This window comes from Abyssisolibacter fermentans (genome assembly GCF_001559865.1).
Taxonomy (GTDB): Bacteria; Bacillota; Clostridia; order Tissierellales; family MCWD3; genus Abyssisolibacter; species Abyssisolibacter fermentans.
Genome location: NZ_LOHE01000069.1, coordinates 11,264 through 35,959 on the forward strand (window position 1 = coordinate 11,264; position 24,696 = coordinate 35,959).

General features: G+C 27.3%; 22 protein-coding genes and 1 riboswitch. Of the genes, 20 read left to right on the forward strand and 2 right to left on the reverse strand.

Annotated features, from left to right (window positions below):
• Positions 1-167 precede the first annotated feature (167 nt).
• The 20 genes from AYC61_RS13000 (at position 168) to AYC61_RS13075 (ending at position 23,575) form a co-directional block, all read left to right on the forward strand.
• Positions 168-2,234: an HsdM family class I SAM-dependent methyltransferase gene (locus AYC61_RS13000; RefSeq protein ID WP_066503157.1), complete on the forward strand. Its 2,067-nt coding sequence runs from the start codon at positions 168-170 to the stop codon at positions 2,232-2,234.
• Positions 2,231-3,571 carry a restriction endonuclease subunit S gene (locus tag AYC61_RS13005; protein WP_066503159.1) on the forward strand — a complete coding sequence of 447 codons (1,341 nt, stop codon included), beginning with the start codon at positions 2,231-2,233 and terminating at the stop codon, positions 3,569-3,571. Before AYC61_RS13000 ends, AYC61_RS13005 begins: the two co-directional genes overlap by 4 nt.
• Complete coding sequence (locus tag AYC61_RS13010; protein WP_066503161.1) at positions 3,564-6,782, forward strand: DEAD/DEAH box helicase family protein; 3,219 nt, start codon at positions 3,564-3,566, stop codon at positions 6,780-6,782. The genes AYC61_RS13005 and AYC61_RS13010 overlap by 8 nt, the downstream gene beginning before the upstream one ends.
• 416 nt (positions 6,783-7,198) lie before the next feature.
• Positions 7,199-7,354 carry a peptidylprolyl isomerase gene (locus tag AYC61_RS21315; RefSeq protein WP_202906841.1) on the forward strand — a complete coding sequence of 52 codons (156 nt, stop codon included), beginning with the start codon at positions 7,199-7,201 and terminating at the stop codon, positions 7,352-7,354.
• A 412-nt stretch (positions 7,355-7,766) separates the two neighbouring features.
• The gene (gene truA, locus AYC61_RS13015) at positions 7,767-8,510 is read left to right on the forward strand and encodes a tRNA pseudouridine(38-40) synthase TruA (RefSeq protein WP_066503164.1); all 744 of its coding nucleotides are present in this window, start codon (positions 7,767-7,769) and stop codon (positions 8,508-8,510) included.
• A gap of 288 nt (positions 8,511-8,798) precedes the next feature.
• On the forward strand, positions 8,799-9,683 hold the full coding sequence (locus AYC61_RS13020) for an ABC transporter ATP-binding protein (protein ID WP_066503176.1): 885 nt from the start codon (positions 8,799-8,801) through the stop codon (positions 9,681-9,683).
• A 1-nt stretch (position 9,684) separates the two neighbouring features.
• Entirely contained in the window at positions 9,685-10,482 is a 798-nt protein-coding gene (locus tag AYC61_RS13025) for an ABC transporter permease subunit (RefSeq protein WP_066503178.1), read from the forward strand.
• 36 nt (positions 10,483-10,518) lie between these two features.
• Positions 10,519-11,316, forward strand: a complete 798-nt coding sequence (locus AYC61_RS13030; protein WP_066503180.1) for an ABC transporter permease subunit — start codon at positions 10,519-10,521, stop codon at positions 11,314-11,316.
• Between the two features lie 387 nt (positions 11,317-11,703).
• A complete protein-coding gene (locus AYC61_RS21320; protein ID WP_156456461.1) occupies positions 11,704-11,841 on the forward strand; it encodes a hypothetical protein in 138 nt (45 codons plus the stop codon).
• Between the two features lie 406 nt (positions 11,842-12,247).
• On the forward strand, positions 12,248-12,379 hold the full coding sequence (locus AYC61_RS22080) for a hypothetical protein (protein WP_275935250.1): 132 nt from the start codon (positions 12,248-12,250) through the stop codon (positions 12,377-12,379).
• 1,540 nt (positions 12,380-13,919) lie between these two features.
• Positions 13,920-15,209, forward strand: coding sequence for a radical SAM/SPASM domain-containing protein (locus AYC61_RS13035; protein WP_066503182.1), 1,290 nt, complete (start codon positions 13,920-13,922; stop codon positions 15,207-15,209).
• 75 nt (positions 15,210-15,284) lie between these two features.
• Complete coding sequence (locus AYC61_RS22085) at positions 15,285-15,407, forward strand: hypothetical protein (protein ID WP_275935251.1); 123 nt, start codon at positions 15,285-15,287, stop codon at positions 15,405-15,407.
• Between the two features lie 464 nt (positions 15,408-15,871).
• Positions 15,872-15,969: riboswitch (glycine riboswitch) on the forward strand.
• A gap of 89 nt (positions 15,970-16,058) precedes the next feature.
• The gene (locus AYC61_RS13040) at positions 16,059-17,084 is read left to right on the forward strand and encodes a PTS sugar transporter subunit IIC (RefSeq protein ID WP_066503186.1); all 1,026 of its coding nucleotides are present in this window, start codon (positions 16,059-16,061) and stop codon (positions 17,082-17,084) included.
• Positions 17,085-17,605: 521 nt separating this feature from the next.
• The gene (locus tag AYC61_RS13045; protein ID WP_066503202.1) at positions 17,606-18,088 is read left to right on the forward strand and encodes a hypothetical protein; all 483 of its coding nucleotides are present in this window, start codon (positions 17,606-17,608) and stop codon (positions 18,086-18,088) included.
• A gap of 373 nt (positions 18,089-18,461) precedes the next feature.
• Positions 18,462-18,935, forward strand: a complete 474-nt coding sequence (locus tag AYC61_RS13050; protein ID WP_082759956.1) for an NUDIX hydrolase — start codon at positions 18,462-18,464, stop codon at positions 18,933-18,935.
• Positions 18,936-20,162: 1,227 nt separating this feature from the next.
• The gene (locus tag AYC61_RS13055; protein ID WP_066503207.1) at positions 20,163-20,453 is read left to right on the forward strand and encodes a tetratricopeptide repeat protein; all 291 of its coding nucleotides are present in this window, start codon (positions 20,163-20,165) and stop codon (positions 20,451-20,453) included.
• 80 nt (positions 20,454-20,533) lie between these two features.
• Positions 20,534-20,791 (forward strand): tetratricopeptide repeat protein, encoded by a 258-nt coding sequence (locus tag AYC61_RS13060; RefSeq protein ID WP_066503208.1) that lies wholly within the window; start codon positions 20,534-20,536, stop codon positions 20,789-20,791.
• Positions 20,792-21,246: 455 nt separating this feature from the next.
• Positions 21,247-21,954 carry a hypothetical protein gene (locus AYC61_RS13065; RefSeq protein WP_066503209.1) on the forward strand — a complete coding sequence of 236 codons (708 nt, stop codon included), beginning with the start codon at positions 21,247-21,249 and terminating at the stop codon, positions 21,952-21,954.
• Positions 21,955-21,995: 41 nt separating this feature from the next.
• A complete protein-coding gene (locus tag AYC61_RS13070) occupies positions 21,996-22,733 on the forward strand; it encodes an enhanced serine sensitivity protein SseB C-terminal domain-containing protein (RefSeq protein ID WP_066503212.1) in 738 nt (245 codons plus the stop codon).
• 212 nt (positions 22,734-22,945) lie between these two features.
• A complete protein-coding gene (locus AYC61_RS13075; RefSeq protein ID WP_082759957.1) occupies positions 22,946-23,575 on the forward strand; it encodes a peroxiredoxin in 630 nt (209 codons plus the stop codon).
• A gap of 308 nt (positions 23,576-23,883) precedes the next feature.
• On the opposite strand, the gene AYC61_RS21325 is transcribed toward AYC61_RS13075, so the two are convergent.
• Positions 23,884-24,024 (reverse strand): hypothetical protein, encoded by a 141-nt coding sequence (locus AYC61_RS21325; protein ID WP_156456462.1) that lies wholly within the window; start codon positions 24,022-24,024, stop codon positions 23,884-23,886.
• 256 nt (positions 24,025-24,280) lie between these two features.
• On the reverse strand, positions 24,281-24,418 hold the full coding sequence (locus tag AYC61_RS21330; RefSeq protein ID WP_156456463.1) for a hypothetical protein: 138 nt from the start codon (positions 24,416-24,418) through the stop codon (positions 24,281-24,283).
• Positions 24,419-24,696: the final 278 nt, after the last annotated feature.

The window sequence follows — 24,696 nt, forward strand, 5'->3', positions numbered from 1 at the left end:
TATTGCTGTACTATTATATTTGATTTAAATATTAAACATAGTATAAAAATATACTACTATTCATTAAGATATATTAAATTATGTTATAATAAAATATGGATTATTATATAAAAATGATATGATTTTTGATTTGATAGTGTCTAAAACAATAGAAAAGGAGTAACGCGATGAAGCAAGATATAATGAAGTATGAATCAAATATTTGGGCAACGGCAGATTTATTAATAGGTGCAGGGATAAAGCAAAGTGATTTTCCTAAATTCATGATGCCATTTTTTGCATTGGTAATGGTAGAAAGTAGATTTTTAAGAATGGCTGATGAACTAAAGCAAGACCTAGGATTAGATGAAGACGATATAAGATTAGATGAGTTTATAGATTATGTTAAGGAGCAAGAAAAAGGATATAATGTTTATCTATTTGAACACAATAAAACATTAGTTGATATATGTAAAAATGATAAGACCTTTGAAATAGATTTTGATGCATATCTTAAAGGATTTGACGGAGAAACTAAAGATTTATTGGGGATAGATAAAGGCAATAATGAGGAAAAATTCTTAGACATTTCAGGAATGAGTGGACAGTTAAAAAAGAAGAAAATATTCTTTTCATTTGTTAAGGCTTGGAGTGAAATAGATTTAAAGCCGTTTAATAATAGTGAAATTACAACACTTGAAGAACATATTAAAAGAAAATGGGCTGATATATCAGCAGAAACTGCTGGAGAACAATATACACCTGATGATGTTATAGCATTAATTTCAGCCATTGTGAGTTCGAAAGTAGAAAAAACAGACAGATTTCTTACTATCTATGATCCTACATGTGGTGGAGGCAATATGTTGTTTGGAGTTGAGGATAGAATAAAAGGAACCTCAAATAGACCAACAGCAACATATGGGCAAGATTGGAGTGATAGTTTATACGCTCTAGCAAAAATAGAAAGTCGATTTAGAGAGAATTCTCATATAAAATATGGAAATACGTTAACTGGTACTGAATTTTATGATAAACAATTTGATGTTGTTGTTGCTAATCCACCATATGGAGTAGATTGGAAAGGATATAGAAAAGATATTGAAAATGATAAAACTGGTAGATTTGTTGCATTACCATCAGTATCTGATGGTCAGTTATTGTTTTTACAACATATTATTTCTAAAATGGATGATTTAGATGGTATAGCTGTTGTAGTACATAATGGTTCTACTTTATTTAGTGGTGATGCAGGAAGTGGAGAAAGTAATGTTAGAAAATGGATTTTTGGAAAGGATTATGTTGAAGCTATAATTCAGTTACCGACAGATGAATTTTTCAATACCAATATTTATACCTACCTTTGGGTTCTTAATAAGAATAAATCTAAATGTAGACAAAAGAAAGTTATAATGATTAATGCCAGTGATAGGTTCAAATTACTAAAGAAAAATAAAGGTAAAAAGCGAAAGGAAGTTGATTATTTAAATCGTGAAGATATAGTTAGTATGCTTAATAATTATGAAGATACAGATATAGCTAAGGTATATGATAGAGAGTATTTCTATTACAATAAACAAGCAATAATGCTAACTAATCTTGATTATAATGGTAAAAGTTTTGAGCAAAATTTGCCTGAAAAGAAAAAGTCATTAAAATTAACAAAATTATTAAAGATAGAACAAATAGAAGAATCAAATACACTATTAATTGATAATTTCGAGATAACAGAGTTTGATGAAAATAGATATAAAAATTTAAAAGACTATAATGATAGCTATATAAAACCATTAATTTCTGGATTTGATTATAAAGAAAAAGACTTGAAAGTGCATACTCAAAAAGCCATCTATTATTATAATGCAGATAAAAATACTCTTATAAAAGAGAGTAATGGGCAAAAAGAAGAGCTAGGTTGCGGAAAAATAAATGTCAAAAGTAGTTATAAAAAGGCAACTAAAACAAAAGAAGCAAGAATTGAAGTTGTTGTAGAAATGACTCCAGATTACACCAAAGATTATGAAATAATTCCATATAGTGAAAACGTGGAGAAAAATAATGCAAACATAGAAAAGTTTATGGCTAAATATATTACTAAACCGTTTGAATACCTTGATAATACGGTTGGAGTAGAAGTTAATTTTAATAAATTATTTTATAAACCAGAAAAACTAAGGGATATATCTGAAATTTTAACAGATATAAAAAATTTGGATGAAGAAATTGATTCATTAGAAGAGGGGTTGACAATATGATACTAGATAAATATGATGCTTATAAAGCTAGTGGAATTGATTGGTTAGCTCAAATTCCTAGTCAATGGAAGGTTAAGAGAATAAAAGACATAATATATTATATTGACCAAGGGTGGAGTCCAAATGCTGAAAATAGGACTGTAGCAAATGATGAATGGGGCGTTTTAAAGTTATCGGCAGTAAAAAATGGAATTTACTATGAAAATGAACATAAAGCATTATCTATAAATACTGTACCAAATCACAATTTTAAGGTTAGAGAAAACGATATTTTAATTACTCGTTCTAATACACCGCAATTAGTGGGGGATTCTTGTATAGTAAAAAAAAACATGTATAACTTAATGTATTCGGATTTGATTTATAAATTAAAATTGCAACATTCGGAATATAATGCTAGATATTTAGTATATTTTTTAATCAGTGCAAAAAATAGATTTCAAATTGTGTGTTCAGCTAGAGGTCTCAATACATCAATGGTTAAGATTTCTCAAACAGCAATTAGAAATTGGCAATGTGTTTTTCCAAGAAGTATTAATAAGCAAATAAGAATTGCAAATTTTTTAGATAAACAAACATCTTCTATAGATAAGAGAATTGAACTAAGTGACTATAAAATCAAAAAATATGGAGAATTAAAAGAAGAACTTATTAATGAAACAGTGTGTAGAGGATTAAATAAAGAAGTTGAATTGAAAGAGAGTAATGTTGATTGGATAAAACTGACACCTAAAAATTGGAAAACTGCAAGAATAAAAAACATTTTTGATGAAAGAGTAGAGAAAAATTTGAGTGATAATGGAGAACCTGTTACAAAAAATATATTATCAGTTTTGAAGGATATTGGTGTTATTAACCATAGAGATAAAGGGAATGTTGGTAATAAGATGGCAAAGGATATTACAGGATATAAACTTGTATATCCAAATGACATTGTAGTTAATAAGATGAATGTATTAATTGGTTCTGTTGGAATATCAAGAGAGTTTGGAGCCTTAAGTGTAGTTTATATTGTATTAAAAACTAAACTAGAGAACTCTCCTAGATATTACGATTATGTATTCAGATCTAAATATTTTCAAAGGTATTTAAGGACTATTGCTACAGGGATATTAGAGATTCGTGAAGCTGTAAATATGACTCTTTTTGGACAACAAGAATTACCGAATCCAGAGTATGAAGAGCAAGAGGCAATTGCTGATTATTTAGATGATAAATGCTCTAAAATTGATAAGATAATTCAAAAATCTAAGCAACAAATAGACTTACTTAAAGAATTCAGAAAAACATTGATTAGTGATGTTGTGACGGGGAAAGTGAGGGTTAATCATGAATGAATTACATCTACAGAATAAATTTCTAATTCCTTTTTTTACGGACAATGTAAATGGCTTAGGTTATAGAGAGGTCAAAGCCAATACTATTGCTAACAATTTAATCATCGAAGAAGATTTGAGAGAGTTTCTTAGCAGTACGGAACTAAATAAAAGCAATTATGAAAAATTACTTAAAAAGTTTAAGAATAATGAGCATAAATTGATGAAGGAATTTGTTGATTATTTAATAGATAGAATGAAGAATTATAGAAATATGGCATTATTCATTAATGATACTAAAACCATAACTTTTGAAGGGGTAAAGCTGTATTTATTTTATGTAAGTGGTAGTGAAACATATGGCAATAGACTCTTTGAGCAAAATATTTTTTCTGTAGTTCAGGAATTGCCGTATAAGTATAAATATAATGGAAGGGAAGTTTTTTCATTCAGACCAGATATTAGTTTTTTTGTTAATGGAATTTATTTAGGTTATAGTGAATTAAAATCCAATTATAATAATCAAAATGCCAGAAAAAACGGAAGAATAAAAGTTGTTAAAGATTATAAAGAGGCTGTGATTGAGTATTTAAAAATAGCACAAGATAATGATAAAACTCAAAAAATAAGAAAAGATTTTTTGAAAGTATTTGAAAAAGCCATTCATATTACAACTACTGATGTGGGTGATACTTATATTATTAGAAATATTGCTGATTACCTTGATAATATTAGGACAATTCAAAAAGAAGGAAAGTATGATTATGATAGCTATAAATTAAAAGTTTTAAAGAATTTTAAACCATATCCTTTATTAAATAATGACAAGTCAAAAACTGGAAAATTAAAGGAAGTGTTTTCAGCATTATATTCTAAAGAAATGATAGAGAAAGAGATTCTTTATTATAATTTTATTGAGAGAGAAACTATTAAAAAAGATAAAGTGAAACAATTGAAAAATGAAAGAGGGCGATTAATCAGTCCTAGACCAAAGCAAAAATTTGGTGTAGACAAGATAATGTCCAAAATTGATGAGTTGTTGATTCATGAAAATGAAGATGATTATTTTATTAATAAATTAAGAAAAGAATTATCAGGAGTAAGTGAAGACATAAGGAATGATTTAATTAAGAAGAGATTAAAATATCAGAATAATAAGAACGTATATTCACTTCTGTTACAGTATGCAGCTGGTTTTGGCAAGAGTAATATTATTGGATGGTCTGCACTGCAATTAAAAGATATAAAAAGAGATGGAAAATATGTCTATGATAAAATTATGCTAATTGTTGATAGAGTTCAATTAAGAGATCAATTAGATAGTAAAATGTTCAATATGAATATTGATAATAAAATGTTTGTAGAAGCAAGCGACAAGAGATCTTTTATTAATGCTTTAAGTACAGATAAGCGAATTGTTATAGTAAATTTACAAAAATTCAACACTATTAAAGAAGTATTAAGCGATGATATATTAGATAGGCTTGCTAATATGAGAATTGTTTTTTTAATTGATGAAATTCATCGTTCTAATAGTGGAAAACAGCATAATGAGATGATTAGTTTATTTGATGAATTACAAAGCAGTTTTGACTCAAATAAAGAATATGTGAAGAATAGAAAGCATAAGAATTTGCTTATTGGTTTTACCGCAACACCAAGTGATCATACATTGGCAAGGTTTGGTGAATTTAGCAAGTATGCAGAAGGAGAAAAAATATGGAAGCCTTTTGATAGCTATACCATGAAGGAAGCTATTGAAGATGGTTATATATTAAATCCTCTAAAAGGAATTGTGCCAGTGTCAGCTAAGATGTATTATGAATTACCTAATGATATTACAAAGGGAGTCAACAATAAAGAAAAAGAGTATAGAATTGTTAAGAAAAAGGTATATGAGAATGAAGATCGTATAGATGCTACTTCTAAGTTCATTGTAGAACGATTAGTCAAAACAACCTATAGAAAAATTAGGGGACAAGCAAAAGCTATGTTGGCAACAACGTCAATAAAAAGTGCTATTAAATACAAAGAATGTATAGAAAAGTATTATGATGAAGCAATGAATTATAAAAATTACCAACGATTTAAGGATGCTCCTGTATATATTGTATACAGTGGAGATGGGCAAAAATATTCTAAAGCTAGCAATTTAAATAATGGAAAATCTGAAGTAAAAGTACTTCAGGAGTTTGCTTTGTGTAAAAATGGATTGATTATAGTTGTAGATAAGTTACAAACCGGTTTTGATGAACCTAGATTACATACATTGTTTTTAGATAAGGAGATAAGAGCCATTAATGCGATACAGACTATTTCTAGGGTAAATAGAACAACAAAACATAAAAATGAATGTAAAATAGTAGATTTTTCACACAAAAACGTGAACGTAAATAATATTAAAGAGGCTTTTGAACATTTTAGTGATGTTGTAATTAGCGATTTTGATCCATTTGGAGAGTTAAAAGGACTTGAGAATATTTATGATGATTTAATAGATTCTTCATTGTATAAGAAATACTTCAAGATGTTTTTAACCATAAAACAAGGTAAGGAAAAGAATGTACATAATTTTTTAGAGTTTGAAGATGGATTAGCGAGGTACATAAGAAATAATCCTGAGAGAAGTAAAAAATTAAAAAAGAAAATTAATAGATATTTTCAAATTTTGAATCTGGTTGAATTTGTTATAGAATTTGATCCAAAATATAATGAGATAAACTTTTTAGAATTTTGGAAAAGGTATAATAATGAGTACAACAATATTAATAAACCAGATAATCTAAAGGACGATGTAGAAGTTTACTTTGATAATCAGATTGGAATTGTCAATCCCCCAGAAAAAGATGAAAATAAAAGAAAAACTAAAGGTAATGAGGATGGAGAATCTGGTGGAGAACAGATGAAATTTGATATATTGAAAATAATTCAACAAAAAAATCAAGAAGAAGAAACTATAGGTGAATTAATAAAAGAATTTGAAGAAAAAATCGAAAAATTATTTTTATTTACAATGAAACCAGAGAATGGTAGAAATCTAATAGCCAAAATGAAGGATATAGGAACCAAATTTAGTGAAGAAGAAATTTATAGTGATTTTACTAAAATATATAGGAAGTTTAAAATTAAGTATAAAAGAGAAATTGGAGAGTTTTTCTTCAAAGAGACAGAAGATATTATAGATAAATTGTGTGATGATTTTGAGGAATATGTTAATAAAAACAATTTTTAAAGAAAAAAATAGACATGCTAAATATTAAGTGGGCAATAATTAATTTTGTATAGATAATAGGTTTTTTATAATTAATTATATTATTTTTATTACAAAAACACTCCTAGCAAAACATTTGATACTAGGTAAATCAAAAAGATTTGTATAGTTAAAATTTTTTGTAAAAAAAAATATAATAAATATATACAAACCTTAAGATTTAGAAACTATAAGTTTTATGAGTTTGTCTAATTATGAATACCCAGTCGGGAGGGTTCTGTCTTGGACGACATAAGTGTCAATAATAATTAATTAAGATACAAGTTACCATGATTAAATAAAATACGTCAGATTATTATGTGCAATCTGATGTATTTTTACAAAATATAGAATTAGAGGCAATTTTATTTAAATAAACTGTTATTTTTCACCATTAAATGGAGATAAACGCAGCATTTGGCAAATTGATAGAAGGTGAAGAAACTTTAGATAAAATTGCAGAAACACCAGTAATATATAATCCTTTAATGGGTGAAAAATCGAAGCCGACAGTAGATGTCATCATTAAAAAAGTTACAGTTTTAAGTGAATAAGTATAATAAACCGCTAAACGTAAGAGTTTAGCGGTTCTGTTTAGAACCCAAATCTATGATTGGGTTTGAGTCGTTTACTGCTAGGAACGAAGTAAGTAGGAGTGAGAATTATATTTTTTTCTATTTTAACCTGTGTTATAATTATTTATAATACTAACTCCATATTATTCTTGGATTTCTATGTTCTGTTATTTACATGACTAATTCTATTTTTTGTTTAAAAACAAAATAAACTATAATATAAAACAATAAAGATATGAATATCTGCAATAGGAAAAGGAATAATTACTAATAAAACAATATTAATTTACTTAAGCTTTCAATTTTATATAATTATATTATTATGATTATAAATAAATAAATCTGACTATAAAATGCTGTTAAAAAACAACAAAGAAAAAAGGAGAAATGTATGAGAAATATTAAAATGCTTATAGAATATGATGGGTCAAGATATAAAGGTTGGCAAAGGCTCGGTAATACAGACAATACTATACAACATAAAATAGAAGATGTTTTAAAGAAAATGACTGGTGAAGATATTCAAATAATTGGTTCAGGTCGAACAGATGCAGGGGTTCATGCTATAGGACAGGTAGCTAACTTTCACACCAATTGTAATAGTTCTCAAGATGAAATAAGAGATTATTGCAATCATTACTTACCAGAAGATATAGTTATAAAAAAAGTTATTGAAGTGGATGAAAGATTTCATTCTAGATACAATGCTGTTAGCAAAGAATATATTTATAGTATTTACAATAGTAATGTACCTACAGTATTTAATAGAAAATACACATATTATATTCCAGAAAAACTTAATATATCAGAAATGAAAAAGGCTTCTAAATATTTTATAGGCGTTAATGACTATAAAGCTTTTACAGCTATGAAATCTAAAAAGAAATCTACAGTAAGAGAAATTTATTCGATAGAGTTCAGAATAAATGGTAATCAAATAGATATTATTTATCATGGCAATGGGTTTTTACATAAAATGATTAGAATAATAACTGGTACGCTTATAGAGATTGGACTAGGAAAATTAAAGTCTGAAACAATACCACAAATTATGAACGGTAAAATTAGGTCAAATGCAGGAATTACAGCACCTTCTGAGGGATTATGTCTATATAAGGTTTATTATGATAAATAGTTATTTATAACTACAATTAATATGTACAAAGATAAAAGTAATAGCTTTAATAATGTATAAAACAAAGAGATACATTAAAGAATAATAATTAAATTGAACTGGCTTTTAGTATAAATTATTGCTTATATATATGATATTGTTATATTAACCGAATTGAGTTGATATTTATTTAATAAAATAACTAATGATTTAACCCTGATTATTCATATAATTTTATAACATGTATATAGTGTATAACTTTCTGTGAATAATTTGGTTTTAAATATATTATACGAGGGAGGTATTATTATGAATGTTATTGAAACTAACAAATTGACGAAATATTATGGCAAAGCCAGAGGTATAATTGATGTTTCACTTAAAGTAGAAGAAGGTGAGATTTTTGGATTCATAGGACCTAATGGAGCCGGTAAATCAACAGCTATTAGAACTATGTTATCATTAATATATCCTACCAGCGGAAGTGCTAAGATTTTCGGCAAAGACTGCATAAAAGAAGGTGCATCAATTAGAAAAGATATAGGCTACCTTCCTTCAGAAGTTTTTTATTATGACAATATGAAAGTTATAGATTTACTAAAATATTCAGCAAGCTTTTATGGTAAAGATTGTACTAAGAGAATAAATTATTTAGCAGAAATTTTAGATTTGGATTTAAAGAGAAAAATAGATGATTTATCATTAGGTAACAAAAAAAAGGTAGGTATAGTTCAAGGGTTACTACATGAACCAAAGCTTATAATATTAGATGAACCAACTAGTGGGTTGGATCCACTAATGCAGAAAAAGTTTTTTAATTTAATCAAAGAAGAAAATAAAAAAGGAGCAACTATTTTCTTTTCTTCTCACATACTAGATGAAGTACAGAAATTGTGTGATAGGGTTGCAATTATAAAAGAAGGTAAACTAATTAAAGTTGAAAGTATAGATTCACTAAGACATAATAATTATAAAAAATTCAAGCTTGAAGCAACTGATGAAATAGCTGAACAATCTTTTAATATAAAGGGAATCAAAGATTTTAAGGCACAAGAAAATAGTGCAAGTTTTATGTATAAAGGTGATATAAATCTAATTATTAGCATATTAAGCAAAATGAAAGTAAAAAATCTACTTGTTGAAGAGCCAACTCTGGAGGAGATTTTCATGTATTATTATGAGAAGGAGGTATAAAATGAATATTTTTAAATATGAATTCAAATCATACTTAAAAGAAAATATAATATGGACTGTTTCTTTAATATTGTGTTTATTATTGTTTTTATCTATATATCCTTCTTTTTCATCTGAAGCAGAAAAACTTGAAAGACTATTAAATAATTTTCCTGAAACATTTAAAAAAGCCTTTGGATTTAATAACCTTACTTTTAGTAGTATAAATAGTTTTTACAGCATGATTTTCATGTACATTAAATTAATAGGAGCTATATTTGCTATGAAATTAGGATTGGATATTATGTCTAAAGAAATACGAGAAAAAACAGTAGAATTTCTTGTTGTTAAACCTGTAAATAGAAAACAGATTATTACACCTAAATTTTTAGCAGTATTAACACACGTTATTATTATGAATGTAATCTATTTAATATGTGCGCTTTTATTAGTTCAAATATTTAAAAAAGTAGAGTTTGATTTTAAGACTTTTTTATTAATTTCTTTAAGCTTGTTTTTTATTCAAATATTTTTCTTAACATTTGGTATTTTGATTGGAACAATTGTAAAGAAAATTAAAAGCGTATTACCTATTACAATGGGTGTAGTTTTTGGATTTTATATTATTCAACTATTAAATAATACACTTCAAGATAAAAAACTTTCTTACATTTCACCCTTTGGATACTTTGATCCAGATAGTATTATGCTTGAGATAGCTTATAAAACTAACTATTTAATACTCAATTTTATATTAGCTATGGTGTTTATTTGTTTTGCATATATAAGATATCAAAAAAAAGATTTTCCATCTATATAATTATTTAATGAATATTGGTTAATTGGAGGATTGATTATGAATATAATTTCAAGAGAAATGCGTGCAAATAGAAAAGCATTGATTATATGGTGTGTTAGTATGATACTATTAATAACTATTGGTATGATAAAATATCAAGGTTTTGCTAGTATGGGTGAAGAAGCTAATGAATTAATGAATAATTTACCTGAAGTCATGAAAAGAATTTTTGGGATAGGTGACATTAATCTTACAGAAATAGGGGGATACTATTCTATATTTTATATGTATTTCGCACTCATAGCAGGAATACATGCAATACTATTAGGAGCATCAATTATTTCAAAGGAAGAAAGAGATAAAACTGCTGATTTTCTATTAATTAAGCCTATTAAAAGGAAACAAATAGTAACATCAAAGATAATAGCTAGTCTTATAAATATGATTATTTTAAACATAGTTACAGGCGTTACGTCAATTATTTTTGTTTCAAAAGTCAATAAAGGCGATTCTATTACATCATATATTTTAAAAATAATGGCAACATTATTATTGATTCAAATAGTGTTTTTTAGCATAGGATTAATGATATCATCATTAACCAAAACAGCAAAAAAAGCATCATCAATATCTACAGGAGTTTTACTGTCAACGTATATTTTGTCAATGGCTATAAGTATGTATGATAAAATTGAATTTTTAGGATATATAATACCTTTTTATTACTTTGATGCAAAGGCAATACTTATTACAGGGGAAATACAGAGTATATACCTATTGTTATCAGCGATAATTATCGTTGTTGGTATATTTATTACTTATAATAGATATGAATATAGAGATATACAGTCATAGAGTTAGTTATAACCGATAAGGTAAAAAGTCTTGTCGGTTTTTTTGTAGAATATGGAAAAAAATTAACGAGTAAAAATTAACATACATACTCTATTATTACATTTTTTTCAATTAAAAAATGATAAAATTTGCTTGTAGTAGTAATTAAAATCTAGGAAGTAATAAATAGAGAGGAGGTTAGACTATGACATTATCAAGATTTGTAAAGTATCAAAAAATTGAAATACCTATATGCGTACCTGAAAAAGTTGATAAACCAATATTATGCAGACCTGATGTAATATATTTATCTGTTTAACCATCTGAAAGGAACTACTAGCATTGAATTAACATAATATTAATAATAGTACAAGCGTTATAAAAAATAAGCGAAAGGGTGAAATTTTTATGACATTATCAAGATTTGTAAAGTATCAAAAATCTGAAAGAAGTGTATGTTTACCTGAAGAAATTAATTACATGGGATTATGCAGGCCAGATGTACTATATTATACTGGTGGACCTATAATTAAAATCAACTACTAGCATTGGGTTTAATATTAATAATATTTTGAACTATACAATATGGTGTATATATAAGAATACTAGAGTATGTTTTTACGCTGTTTGACGTTTTTTTGCTGATTTAAAATTGATAAGGCTTGATATGCTTTATCAATTTTTTTATGCAAAAAAGACTATCAAAAATAGTATAAAACAAAAAGTATCTAAGAATAAATATAGTGTCGAACGGAAATTGAATATACAGACAAAATTTTACAAAATATTGAAATTAATAGTGTTATAATAAAAAGAAATGATTTGTTTGTACATAAATGAAGGTATAATTACATCATTAAGTTTGTTAAATTATAACAAATAAAACAATATGGCAACATTTAAATTAAATTAATCATATTATTATAAAATTAATTGAGAAGGGGGTTAAACAATGACACTATCAAGATTTGTAAAATACCAAGATACACAAAATGGTCCAATTCCAGCATGCTCGGTAGAAAATTTAATTGTTCTAAAATGGTGTGCAGAAGGACAAATACATTATCATCCTATTGAAAAATAAAACAAAATATAACATTGAGTCATTAATGACATACTTAACTTAGAGAACATAATTTATAAAGCCTGTAATTTAATATTACAGGCTTTTAGCATAAACCAATAATCCATTCAATCAAGTTAGATTTTCAAAATGATTACAAAAATAATTATGCGAGAAATAGTGTCTAAAACTAAAATTTTGACGAGTGAAAATATAGTATACAACCTTATTTTTACATAATTTTCAATTTCTTGATGATATAATTTAATTAAATAAAGCAATGCAGTAGAGAAAGGAGGTTATATTATGACTTTATCAAGATTTGTGAAATATCAAAATTCTGGTGTGCGATATATATGTATGCCTGAAAGAGTTAATAGACATGATATATGTGGTCCAGAAATACTAATGTATGGTGGTTTTTAGTACTTCTTAAGACAGAATAGTATAAATAAAGCCTGTAAAGTAGTACAGGCTTTATTTATAAAAAATTAAAAAGGGGGTTAGTATATGACACTAGATAGATTTGTAAAGTATAAAAATTCACATGATATTATTCAAGGATGTCCACCACAAGTAACTTATAATTCTTATTTTTGTACAGTAGATAAAGTGTATTTTACAGAATAATAAAATATTTTGAATGTAAACAGTGTATTAATCTAAATTGACAAGATATGAATATAGAACATAATAAAGAAAAATTGATAAAGCAAGAATGCTTTATCAATTTTTTTAAATTAAAAAAATGACTATTTGAAATAGTATAAATTAAAATAAAAAAATATCTGAAAACAAAATATTTTGACGAACGAAAGTTGGGATTATAGACCAAATATTACATATTATTTAAGTCAAAAGTGTTATAATTAAAACAGATGATTTAATTATACATAAATGAGGATATGAGTAATATTAACAAGTTTCAAGTTATATTAAATATTATAATATGTTAGTACTTGGTTTAAACCAATTGTATTATTTATAAAATACCGAAATTTACCAATTTATCCATTCAGTAAAGGGGCGTAGATGAGGAATTAACATTTTTTCCCATTAATGAATATAGCATAATACAACATTAATTCAATGATGAAATACTATATAACATATAGAACATAATGAATCAAGCCTGTAATTTAATATTACAGGCTTTTAAGTATAAATCAATAATCATTAACTCAAGCTAAATTTTTAGAAAAAAAGCGGCTAAAAACAAAAATTATTGATGAATAAAAATTTAAAATACATCCTAGTTTTAACAAATTTTTCTATTTATTAATGATACAATATAATTAAATAAAACCAATGTGATAGAAATAGGAGGTTAGATTATGACTTTATCAAGATTTGTGAAATATCAAAATTCTGGTGTGCGATATATATGTATGCCTGAAAGAGTTAATAGACATGATATATGTGGTCCAGAAATACTAATGTATCATCTTCCTTAAGACAGAATAGTTTAAATGTAAAGATAAATAAAGCTTGTAGTAAAGTAGTACAGGCTTTATTTAAAACAAATGGCAAACTATAAATTTTTAAACGAAAGGAGAACAATATGTATCCACATTTAAAAGAGAGTTTAAAAGTTCATTATATAGATAATTATGGTATTGTTATTGGAGGGAAAAATAAGTATTTAAGTGATATAGATGTATATATTTTGGACAAGTTAGATGGAGAAAAATCAATAGATAATGTTATTAATGATATTGTTTTGGAATTAGGATCAGATGATAGAAATCAAATATCAGATATTATGAATCAGTTTTTAGAAAATAATAAATCAATATTAACATTTAATGACAAGCCCTCAAAGTATACAATGAAGCATACAGGAGAAAAAAACAAAAAGTATCCATACTATATTATTTTCAGTATAACAAATAGTTGTAATTTGACATGTAAGCATTGTTTTAAAAGCTGTAATATTTCAAACAAAGATTTTATACCATACGAAAGGTTGATGAGTACATTAAAATGCTTAGCCGGTAAAACTCCAGGTATACAATTAACTGGGGGAGAACCAATGCTACATAATAGATTTTTAGATATTTTAAGATATAGTAAAGAAAATTTTGATGTAAATATAACAACATCAGCAACATTAATAAATGAAAAAAATGCACACGAATTCAAGGGTGTAAGTGGTGTACAAATATCATTGTATTCACATAAAGAGGATGAGCATGAATATGTTACAAGTACTAAAGATTCTTATAATAAAACAATAAACGGTATAAAAGAATTGGTTAAAAATGATGTAAATGTGTCAATAGCAATGATAGCAACCAAGAACAAAATTGATGAAATAGAGGAAATGGCTAAATTTCTAATCAGTATTGGTGTTAAGAAATTAACTGTTGGAGCATTTAGTAAATGTGGTAGAGGTCTTAATTTAGATGATAGTTGGTTATTAAGTAAAGAAGATCACATAGTTGTTGAAAATAAGCTTAAAGAACTAAATAGCAAATATAAAGGTGAAATTGATATAACAAAATGGGAAGATAGTAGTAGTGAATTAAAAATAGAAAAACAAGACAAAGAAGAATTTATTGAAGAAGAAGTTAAAGAAGAAAGGTTCAATTGTGGTGCTGGAACATCAAGTTGGTCTATATCAGAAAAAGGTAATATTAAACCTTGTGATTTCTTTCCTGAGGAGTTATTTAGTTATGGAAATATAATTGATAATGATATAGATGATATAGTTGCAAATTATAAATTATATGGATTAAAGAATAAAGTAGAGCAGTGGAATAAGCAGCTGGAGAATAAGAACAGCTCTGTTTCTAATGTGTGTAAAATGATTGAAGAGTTTAGAATAAGAAATACAGAGGTTACAGCATAATATTAGATTAAAAAAAAAATATATATATTTATTTCAATTTTAGTAAAAAAATATATTGAAAAGGAGGGTTAGTATATGACACTAGCAAGATTTGTAAAGTATGAAAATGCACAAGATGATGTTAGAGGATGTAGACCAGAAATTGTTTACAATTATTATTGGTGTACAGTAGATAAAGTAAATGTTCCTCCATACTAAATTTATAGTACGCTGTATAATTAAAAACATGATAAATAGAGCCTGCAATGAAGTAATGTAGGCTCTATTTATGACAAATTAGAAACTATAAATTTCTAAGTAAATACTCAACTGTGTTAAGATAATGATATTTGTAAAACAAGTAAAGTCTGTATATAAGATAACACTCTTAGTTCTTTAAATAAGACTTATTGTTTTTTCAAAATATTATTTTGCGTTATAAAAATAATCTATAATTGATGCATATATTATATTTTTTTCATATTAAATAGAAAATAATTGTACTCTTCAAACAAATTATGATAACATAAAAAAAGAAGGAAAGAGTTACTAAAAAGATATAAAAAACAACTACATATGTGGATGATAATCATTGGAGATATCCAAGAGGATAACCGTAGAAGCAAAAAATAGATTTGTGCTAAAAATCTGTTTTGAAACTTTCAGGTAATGATACAATGATTTGACACGACCCTGGAGAGACCTATTATTAGGCATCGAAGGAGTAACTTACAACGAATGTTGTAGGGAAGCTTTCAGATAAAAGGACAGGGAGTAGAGTAGCAAGGGATTTTCTATGCTGCATTACTCTCTGTCTTTTTATTTTGCACATAGATAATCCAAAATTCAAATTGTACTGGAGGGTTATATATGTTAGCAATTGTAAAAGGAATGATGTTATTATTATTAGTTTTAATTGTATTTTCAGGTTTTAGTTTAAAAGCACCAAAGGGAGATAAGGCAATGTCAGGTCTAGCGGGTGCAGCTGTTGCAACATTTCTAGTAGAAGCAATTCATAAATATATTAGTGGTGACTTCTTACATTTTGAATTTTTAGGGGAGGTAGGAAATGCATCTGGAAGTATGGGAGGACCTATTGCAGCAATATATGTGTGTATAAATATGGGAGTAAATCCTGTATATGCAATGGTAGCAGGAGCAGCAACTGCAAAGCTGGGGATATTACCAGGATTTATGGCAGGTTATTTGGTAGGATTATTTGCACCTAAGCTTGAGGAAAAACTTCCAAAGGGTGTAGATATAATAATAGGAGCTTTGACTATAGCGCCTATTGCTAGACTAATTGCAGTATTATTCACACCAATTGTAAATAGTACTCTTTTAAGTATAGGAGATATAATAAGGGTAGCAGCTGATCAATCACCATATATTATGGGATTTTTACTAGGAGGAATTATCAAGATTCTATGCACATCACCTTTAAGTTCTATGGCTTTAACAGCAATGCTTGGATTACAGGGTTTAGCTATGGGAATAGCTGCCATAAGCAGTTTTGGAGGAGCATTTACAAATGGAGTTGTTTTTAAGAGATTGAATATTGGTGATTCAAAAAATGTTATATCAGTAATGCTAGAGCCATTAACACAGGCAGACATAATAACAAAGAACCCATTTCCAATATATTTTTCAGACTTTATTGGTGGAGGACTTGCAGGAATAGCAGCAGCACATTTTAAAATAATAAACAATGCACCAGGAACAGCTTCGCCAATACCAGGCCTGCTCGCTCCTTTTGGATTTAATCCACCATTAAAAGTGTTATTAGCACTTGGTTTTGCAATGATAGGAGGGCTAATAGGTGGTTATGTAGGTACAACTGTTATTAAATATATGAAAAATAGAAAAATGAAGATTGCAAGGGTGAGAAATTTGTAGGTAAAAAGAGGGTAAATCAACTATTTGCTATATTTCTTTGAAGATTTGATATAGTAAAGTTTTGTATGTTATATAGCTTGCTATTTTTGGTTCAGCAAGATGTAAGAAATTTTTCTAACTCGGAGAAGGGAGTATTTTTTCGATTTCATATAATGTTAAATTACCCACATGGTTAGTGCAAAACTTACATGTAATAAAAGGGTTTGCATAATAAATATAGAAATACATTATTACATTATAAAATGTTAAGAATTAAAGTAATATTAAGAGTCCTTTAGATAATATATATAAGGTATTTACAAACTTTAGTTCTTAAATACTACTTAATTTAGGTAATAGTCAGAACTAACATACAGAGATTAAAAGTTATAAGAATTGACTCATTCAGTTTCGGGAGATTACTTTAGGGTCAAAAGAATACAGTATGTATATATAGAGAGATTATAATAATACATACTTGTAGAAATGACAAGTGTACACGAAGATAATTATTGCTTAAAAAAATAACAGGAGGTATTTTTATGGAGTTTAGAATAATATCATTACCACCGTTTAAAGCAGCGTCGTCTGGTGTAGATAAGGAATTTAACTTTTCGTTAAATGGTATTTTAGGAAAGTTTGATAAGTATTTTTCTGCAATTAAGCTATCTGACAGAGATAGTTTTATGCCTAGAGACTTTTTGTTTTTTGATGAAGAAAAACAAGGTATGGTATGGTGGTGGGCATTGAGTGAGGATATGGATAATGATGGGAACGAAGTCGTTGATTTCGAAGGCGGGTACTATATAACTTATGTTTACAAAGACGGAAATGAAGAAGCAAATGGTAAGTTATATAAGCAAACATTGGAATATATTAAGAATTCAGATATTTTAGAACTGGATATTCGCCAAAATCATTATGCTATGGGACATATTATTACACCATCAGAGATTATAAAAGCACAGGGATGGGCACAGATGGAAACATTTATACCCGTTAAGTTAAAAGCAAATATAAATTAATAGATAATCTTTAGTTTATAATTTTCTTATATTATGTTATGTATTAAAAGAGAGAAATACTGAAAAAACTAGCGAAGAAGCTTCGAAGCTGAATGAGTCAAATTCTTATAACAAAATACTCTGTACGTACATCTCTTTAACGGGTGTGAGCACCGCTTACGAAGAAGGGCTTTGAGGGTCCGATTCAGAGACGTCGCAAATACAGACCGTTAAGTGTAATTGGTTAACAATAGTCATTATATATTTTGACAGTATATTTATTTTAAGGATAAAGCAATATTTACACATTCTTTATTTGAGTGAATGTAAGTGATAAAAAGAATAGTAATTTACACATGTAATTGATTTAAATACTATATGATTGGAGAATATTATGATTTGTTTTGATAGTGGGGAAAATAGATTCAATTTTAGAGTTGCTGGAGTAGCAATAAACAATGGTAAAATTCTTTTACATAAAACAGTTAAGGATGATTTTTGGGCTTTGCCTGGTGGGCGAAATGAATTACTAGAATTTACTAAAGATACTATTGTCAGAGAGATGCGAGAAGAACTTAATGAGGAAGTTACAATAGATAGATTATTATGGGTAGTAGAGAATTTTTTTGAATTTGATAATAAAAAGTATCATGAGATATCATTTTGTTATCTTATGAAATTTGATGAAGAATCATCTATTCTAGATCAAAAAGAAGGTTTTTTGGGTGTAGAGGAAGATGTAAAGTTAATATTTCAATGGTTTGATATTGCAGACATTGATAACATTATTGTTTATCCAACTTTTATAAAAGATAAAATCAAAGCATTGTCTAATAATATTGAACACATAATGCATATTGGAGATTAAAAAGTGTTGTATTGATATTTAAAAAAAGAAGTAATTAATTATGACTAATGCAAGGAGCATGTGAATTCATGAAAGTAATAATAAGTAAGGCTCAAGCCTAAATATTTCAAGTAGACTTAAGCCGAACAAGATTTTAAGTAATATGTGTGTTGCTTTTATTACCTAATAATGATGGGAGTAAGAGCTATCATAGCGGTCAGTATTTGTACAGCTACACTCACATGCTGCTGGCATATATTTAACCATAGTATTATTTTTAATTCTCTTTAAAAGTTTTTTCATGTTAACCCTCCTTTCTTATGTAAAATTAAAGTAAATTTATTGTATCTATATGTTAGATAATTTGATATATGAATTTGTTCCATTTATTTATAAAAAAAATTATAATACTGCTTATTTCAACATAAATATTTGTAAAAATAAAAAAGAAAAGGTACTTGTGAATATAGATTAAATAAAATGTGATAGAATCATTAATTTTTTATGTAGAATTAAGCATTTTTCAAATAAATATCGACATACTATTTTACTCTTTTTAGTCTTTGGTATATCATAGCAAATACGAAAGAGTGAGTGCTAAAAAATCCTGTGTAAGTGGCATAATTAAATAAATAATTGATGAATTTATACGTCAATGTTTCGTCACAAAATACGCCAATATGGCGAAGGTAATAGTTTCTGTTTTTTAAATAACATATATTATAAAAACAATCTATTATGATTTGTTAATCTAACAGGTATCTTATATGAAAGATATAAAAAAATTATAGAAATCCTAGATTAGGAAATTAATGAAGCAAGCTGTGTAAAAAGACAGTTTGTTTTTTATATAATAGGACTACTTTTGTAATAGAGTTCAAAAAAATTGTAAAATAGCTAGGGTAAACCTTTGAGGAAAGTGTGGCTCAATGTTTTTTGTGTTGAAGCTTTACAAGACATATATATGAGTAACCAATTCTAATGAGTCATATTCTGCTTAAATTAACCATGATTAGCGTAAAAGTTACATCGAATAAAAGGGTTTGCATGATATATATAGAAATATATTGTTACATTATAAATTGTTAAGAAGTAAAGTAATATTAAGAGTTCATTAGATAATATATAAAAAGTATTTACAAGCTTTAGTTCGCAACTATCACTGATTTTAGGTAATAGTCGGAACTAATATACAGAGATTTAAAATTCATATGACTGAAAAGACTAGATAATAACAAGGAGTTTGAAATGAAAAAGATTAGAATTTGTTTTATTATATTAGTTTCTATTTTTTTATTGTGTAGTTGTTTGAATGAGTCAGGTGATTATCTTGTGTCAAAAGGATTTTCACAGTTTGAGAAGGAAAATTATCATGATGCAATAGTTTATTTTAATGAAGCAATAGAAGTAGGGACTAAAGAGTATAGCTTAGTAGAAATGTATAGTGCATTAGGAAGATGTTATATTGAACTAGATATGTATAATGAAGGAATTATTGAACTTAAAAAGGCTATAGAGATGATGACAAGTATCAGTTAGCTTGGTTTAATATTGGTATAGCTTACTTTGATATTGGGAAATTAGATTTAGCTGAAGAAGCATAATTAGTTGCAGAGGAATTGAATCCTAATCATGCTGATGTATACTCATTTTTAGGAGCTTTATATTTAAGTAATAATGATATTGAAAAAGCTATTAAACAATTCAAGTTAGCTATAGATAATAATCCAAATTTAATAAAAGTTTATGGATTTATATCATTAGCATATGCAATGCAAGGTGATTTTGAGAAAGCAGATAAGTTTTTATTACAAGCAAAATTAAAAGGATATAAAAATTATGAAATGATAGAAAACAAAATTGAATTATTAAGATAATTATTCGGTCTTTCTATCACATAATACTGTGTTTGCTCAGGAGTGTACGAGGGACAGTCTTTGGGGTGCTGTAAACCACATCTTCTTACTGAGTGCAAATACCATAAAGATTTATTACTATAGGGTTCAGTTCGAAGGTATCCACGTTTCGCCATAAGTTTTGGGTTGGTAACCTAAGTAAAACGCGTTAGTCTAATTGTCTAAACTATACTGCTGAGTCTAGAGGTGAAATACCTTTGGCATACAGAGTTAATATCTTGTCCCACACCAAAGGGTAGATAATGTGAACATTAATACTTCTTGGTGCTTTGTAGCTGCTACTGCACATAGTACTAAGCGAGATGAAGTCGTAGCCTGATGACCTAAACTTTTAGGCATGGTAAAGGTAGAGATGATTTAAAGCCTTACCTATGCCTCTATCGACATGACTAATTGTTTCAAGGAGGTAATGTTATGTGATTACAACAAATGATTATTCATATAAAGATAAAAAGCTAGTAAAGCAAGGAAAGAAAAAAATGGATTCTACACTAATGAAATTAGCTGATTGGATTTATAATAAATATTGCGTAAAGGTACTAAATATTTGTTATGAAAAAGTTGGTGTTGCTGCTAATTCCCAAAGACCTAGACTTGAAATTGTTTTTGAATTTAAAGAAGAAGCTGAGAAGTTTAGAAGTCAAGAAAACATTAATTACGACCCAATTAAACAAGAAGAAATAAAGTGTAAATTTATAGAGATAAATAATGCAAAAAAGTCTAAAGTATTAATTAATTTTTTTGCTAAAAACAATAAATATAAGTATGATATGATAGATTTATTTGTTATATTTAGCGCTTTTGAACCTATTGCTAGAAGTGATGCAAATAATCGTGTTACAAGAGAGGAAATATCGGAATTGAAAAATAAATACCAGGATTATAGTTTATGGGAGATATCGAAGTTTTTTTCAGCAACTACTTTTTTCTTTTATACAGATTATGAAGTAGAACTACATAAAGCAGATGGATTGATAGATGATTTGAAAATGGATTATCTTAAAGTATTGAAAAAATATGACGAATTCGATTATATCAATTTTGGCAACTTTAGTATAATGCTTGACAGCAAAGAAAACTTTGACAAGAACTATGATAGTAACTGGTATTACTATTATAAATAATTAAAAGTAATCGAGGGTAGTGAATATGAAAGGGGAAGAGTATGAAGAGTTTTGAGGAAGTATTCATTTCAGCATCAAAGAATACTGATGATAGACGAATGTTTTATAAGATGTTATTAGATTTGGAAGTTTACTTACTGACTAATGAAGATGATACTATAAAAGAAGATGGAACTCTTATAGCTGGCTCTAAAGTTAATTTCTTGACGATACAAAAACAAGATGGAAGTACAATAATTCCGTTTTTCAGCAATTTAGAGCTATTACAGAAGTTCATAACTTCAAACCAAAAATATATTAGCATGAATGCAAAGAGTTTATTTGAGTTGGTGAGAGATACCCCTATGATACTAAATCCTAACTTTACAGTTCAAAAAGAATTTACTGTATCAGAAATAAATGCGTTACGTGATGGTACAATATTTCAACCTCAAAATAGTAGAATTATTGAGAAAGAAACAAAGATTATGATTGGTGAACCGAAAGAGTATCCTCATGACGTTGTTAATAATCTTATTAAGATATTTAAGAAAGAAAAACGTGTTTTAGAAGCGTATTTGGTACATTACTATAATCCTGAAGAAGAAGTACCTCCACACTCACTTATTCTAGTGAAGTGTACTTCAAGTTATGATGAGGTTATAGCTAAAGCTGGAATTACTGTTGAAGGTTTAGGTAAGGTGGTTGATTTCGTTAGATATGATAATAGTAGTCTAACCAATTTGATTATTTCTAAGTATAAGCCGTTCTATAAGAAGAAGTTATTTGTTTTTTGGTAGGTTCCGTTTTCCACTTTATATAACAAAATACTCCCATAAAGTGATTTACTTCAGAATAGATATATTTAGTGATATAGTATAGATTAATAATAAAAGTAATTTTATTTATATAATGTATTGAACGCAGTGGTCGGTAGATTAGAAGTTAACGAATGAATAGCTAATTACATATTATAAACTAGTAGGATTATATTTTAGGTGGTGCAAATAAAGTGCAAGATAATTGTTTAAGAATAGGGATGAAAGCGCCAGACTTTAAAGCAGTAACTACTTTTGGAAATGTAAAGCTATCTGATTATAAAGGTAAATGGTTAGTACTATTTTCACATCCGGGAGACTTTACACCTGTATGTACAACAGAATTCTTAGCTTTTACACAGTATTATTCATACTTTAAAGAAAGAAATACAGAGCTTTTAGGTTTAAGTATAGATAGCAATCCATCTCATTTAGCTTGGGTATACAATATTTATGAAAATACAGGAGTGCAGGTGCCTTTTCCTATAATAGCAGATAGAGATGGTTCTATAGCTAGTCTTTATGGAATGATATCAAAAGATGTAAGTGAAACAACAACTGTAAGGAATGTGTTTATTATAGATGACAAAGGTATAATAAGAGCTATATTAGTTTATCCATTAACAAATGGCAGAAATATACCTGAGATATTAAGGTTAGTAGAAGCACTTCAAGTATCAGATAAAACAAAGACAGTTACCCCAGCAAATTGGAGAAAAGGCTGCCCTACAATAATACCTCCTCCAAAAACTTATGAAGAATTATTAAGAAGAAAAAATTGTCCTAATTGTATAGACTGGTATTGGTGTTATAAATACATCTAGGAAAAGTATTTTTTATTCCGGTATCATATGTGTAGGACATAAAAAAATTGTATAAAGTCTAAATCTGGTGATTAGAGATAGCAGGCTGTGTAAAAACAGTCTGTTTTTTGTTATCTAGGCATGTTGCCCGAGATGATTTTGCTTCTTAAAGAAATATAAGTTGGAATAGTTCTTAGACCTTTTTGACAAAACTCATTCAACTTATAAAACAAGTTAACACATGAAGTGTCAACTTAAATATGTAATTAGGCTTAAGCTCAAATATTTAAAGTGAGTTTAAGCCTAATAAGTTTAAGTATACAGATTAATTATTTTGGAGGAAGTATCCATCCGTCATGTAATAACACATGGTTATCGTAAAGATCATCACATTCAATATGGCAACTACACATACATAGACTATACATTGATATAGTATGTATATTAATTTTCTTACTAAGCTTTTTCATACTAACCCTCCTTCCTTATGAAAATCTCGCTAATTTTATTTAGTCTATATATTAGATAATCCTATATGTAAATATGTTCCACATTCTTTTGTATCAAAGACGGTTAACGGCCAATCTTCAAAACAAATTGACACACGAGGTGTTAACTGAGTTTTCAAAATTGGTCTAAAATGTCAACTGAAATATGTAATTAGGCTTAAGCTCAAATATCTAATTGAGTTCAAGCCTAACAAGAGTTTAAGTATAAATGTTATAATTATAATTCAGGTCCGCTATAACGATTTTCTGGAGAGTAATAATCAGTACTTCCATCAGGTTCTCTGTAACAAGCTAGACAAATACGTTGAAATGTAACAATAGTACTTTTATTAAGTTTCTTTCTAAGTTTTTTCATAATAACCCCCCTTTCCTATAAGTTCAATAAATATATATATCTATATATTAGATAACTTAATATACAGATATGTTCCAAATTTTTTGATTTTTCAGACAAAATATGATGTTCTGGTTATTTTTAAAACATATACACTTGTAAAGTAACAAAAAATGAAAAGAAACTGTAAATATAACACAAATCGGCAGCCATAATCATAATAGATTATAAAGATTTGATAAAAATTAATCAGTCTTGTTAATATTTTTACGGTAATAATATAGCAATATATGTAGAAT

What these genes read in the sequence shown, in the direction of transcription:
- AYC61_RS13000 (WP_066503157.1), top strand. Translation starts at nt 168, where the DNA reads ATGAAGCAAGATATAATGAAGTATGAATCAAATATTTGGGCAACGGCA.
- AYC61_RS13005 (WP_066503159.1), top strand. Translation starts at nt 2,231, where the DNA reads ATGATACTAGATAAATATGATGCTTATAAAGCTAGTGGAATTGATTGG.
- AYC61_RS13010 (WP_066503161.1), top strand. Translation starts at nt 3,564, where the DNA reads ATGAATGAATTACATCTACAGAATAAATTTCTAATTCCTTTTTTTACG.
- AYC61_RS21315 (WP_202906841.1), top strand. Translation starts at nt 7,199, where the DNA reads ATGGAGATAAACGCAGCATTTGGCAAATTGATAGAAGGTGAAGAAACT.
- truA (WP_066503164.1), top strand. Translation starts at nt 7,767, where the DNA reads ATGAGAAATATTAAAATGCTTATAGAATATGATGGGTCAAGATATAAA.
- AYC61_RS13020 (WP_066503176.1), top strand. Translation starts at nt 8,799, where the DNA reads ATGAATGTTATTGAAACTAACAAATTGACGAAATATTATGGCAAAGCC.
- AYC61_RS13025 (WP_066503178.1), top strand. Translation starts at nt 9,685, where the DNA reads ATGAATATTTTTAAATATGAATTCAAATCATACTTAAAAGAAAATATA.
- AYC61_RS13030 (WP_066503180.1), top strand. Translation starts at nt 10,519, where the DNA reads ATGAATATAATTTCAAGAGAAATGCGTGCAAATAGAAAAGCATTGATT.
- AYC61_RS21320 (WP_156456461.1), top strand. Translation starts at nt 11,704, where the DNA reads ATGACATTATCAAGATTTGTAAAGTATCAAAAATCTGAAAGAAGTGTA.
- AYC61_RS22080 (WP_275935250.1), top strand. Translation starts at nt 12,248, where the DNA reads ATGACACTATCAAGATTTGTAAAATACCAAGATACACAAAATGGTCCA.
- AYC61_RS13035 (WP_066503182.1), top strand. Translation starts at nt 13,920, where the DNA reads ATGTATCCACATTTAAAAGAGAGTTTAAAAGTTCATTATATAGATAAT.
- AYC61_RS22085 (WP_275935251.1), top strand. Translation starts at nt 15,285, where the DNA reads ATGACACTAGCAAGATTTGTAAAGTATGAAAATGCACAAGATGATGTT.
- AYC61_RS13040 (WP_066503186.1), top strand. Translation starts at nt 16,059, where the DNA reads ATGTTAGCAATTGTAAAAGGAATGATGTTATTATTATTAGTTTTAATT.
- AYC61_RS13045 (WP_066503202.1), top strand. Translation starts at nt 17,606, where the DNA reads ATGGAGTTTAGAATAATATCATTACCACCGTTTAAAGCAGCGTCGTCT.
- AYC61_RS13050 (WP_082759956.1), top strand. Translation starts at nt 18,462, where the DNA reads ATGATTTGTTTTGATAGTGGGGAAAATAGATTCAATTTTAGAGTTGCT.
- AYC61_RS13055 (WP_066503207.1), top strand. Translation starts at nt 20,163, where the DNA reads ATGAAAAAGATTAGAATTTGTTTTATTATATTAGTTTCTATTTTTTTA.
- AYC61_RS13070 (WP_066503212.1), top strand. Translation starts at nt 21,996, where the DNA reads ATGAAGAGTTTTGAGGAAGTATTCATTTCAGCATCAAAGAATACTGAT.
- AYC61_RS21325 (WP_156456462.1), bottom strand. Translation starts at nt 24,024, where the DNA reads ATGAAAAAGCTTAGTAAGAAAATTAATATACATACTATATCAATGTAT.
- AYC61_RS21330 (WP_156456463.1), bottom strand. Translation starts at nt 24,418, where the DNA reads ATGAAAAAACTTAGAAAGAAACTTAATAAAAGTACTATTGTTACATTT.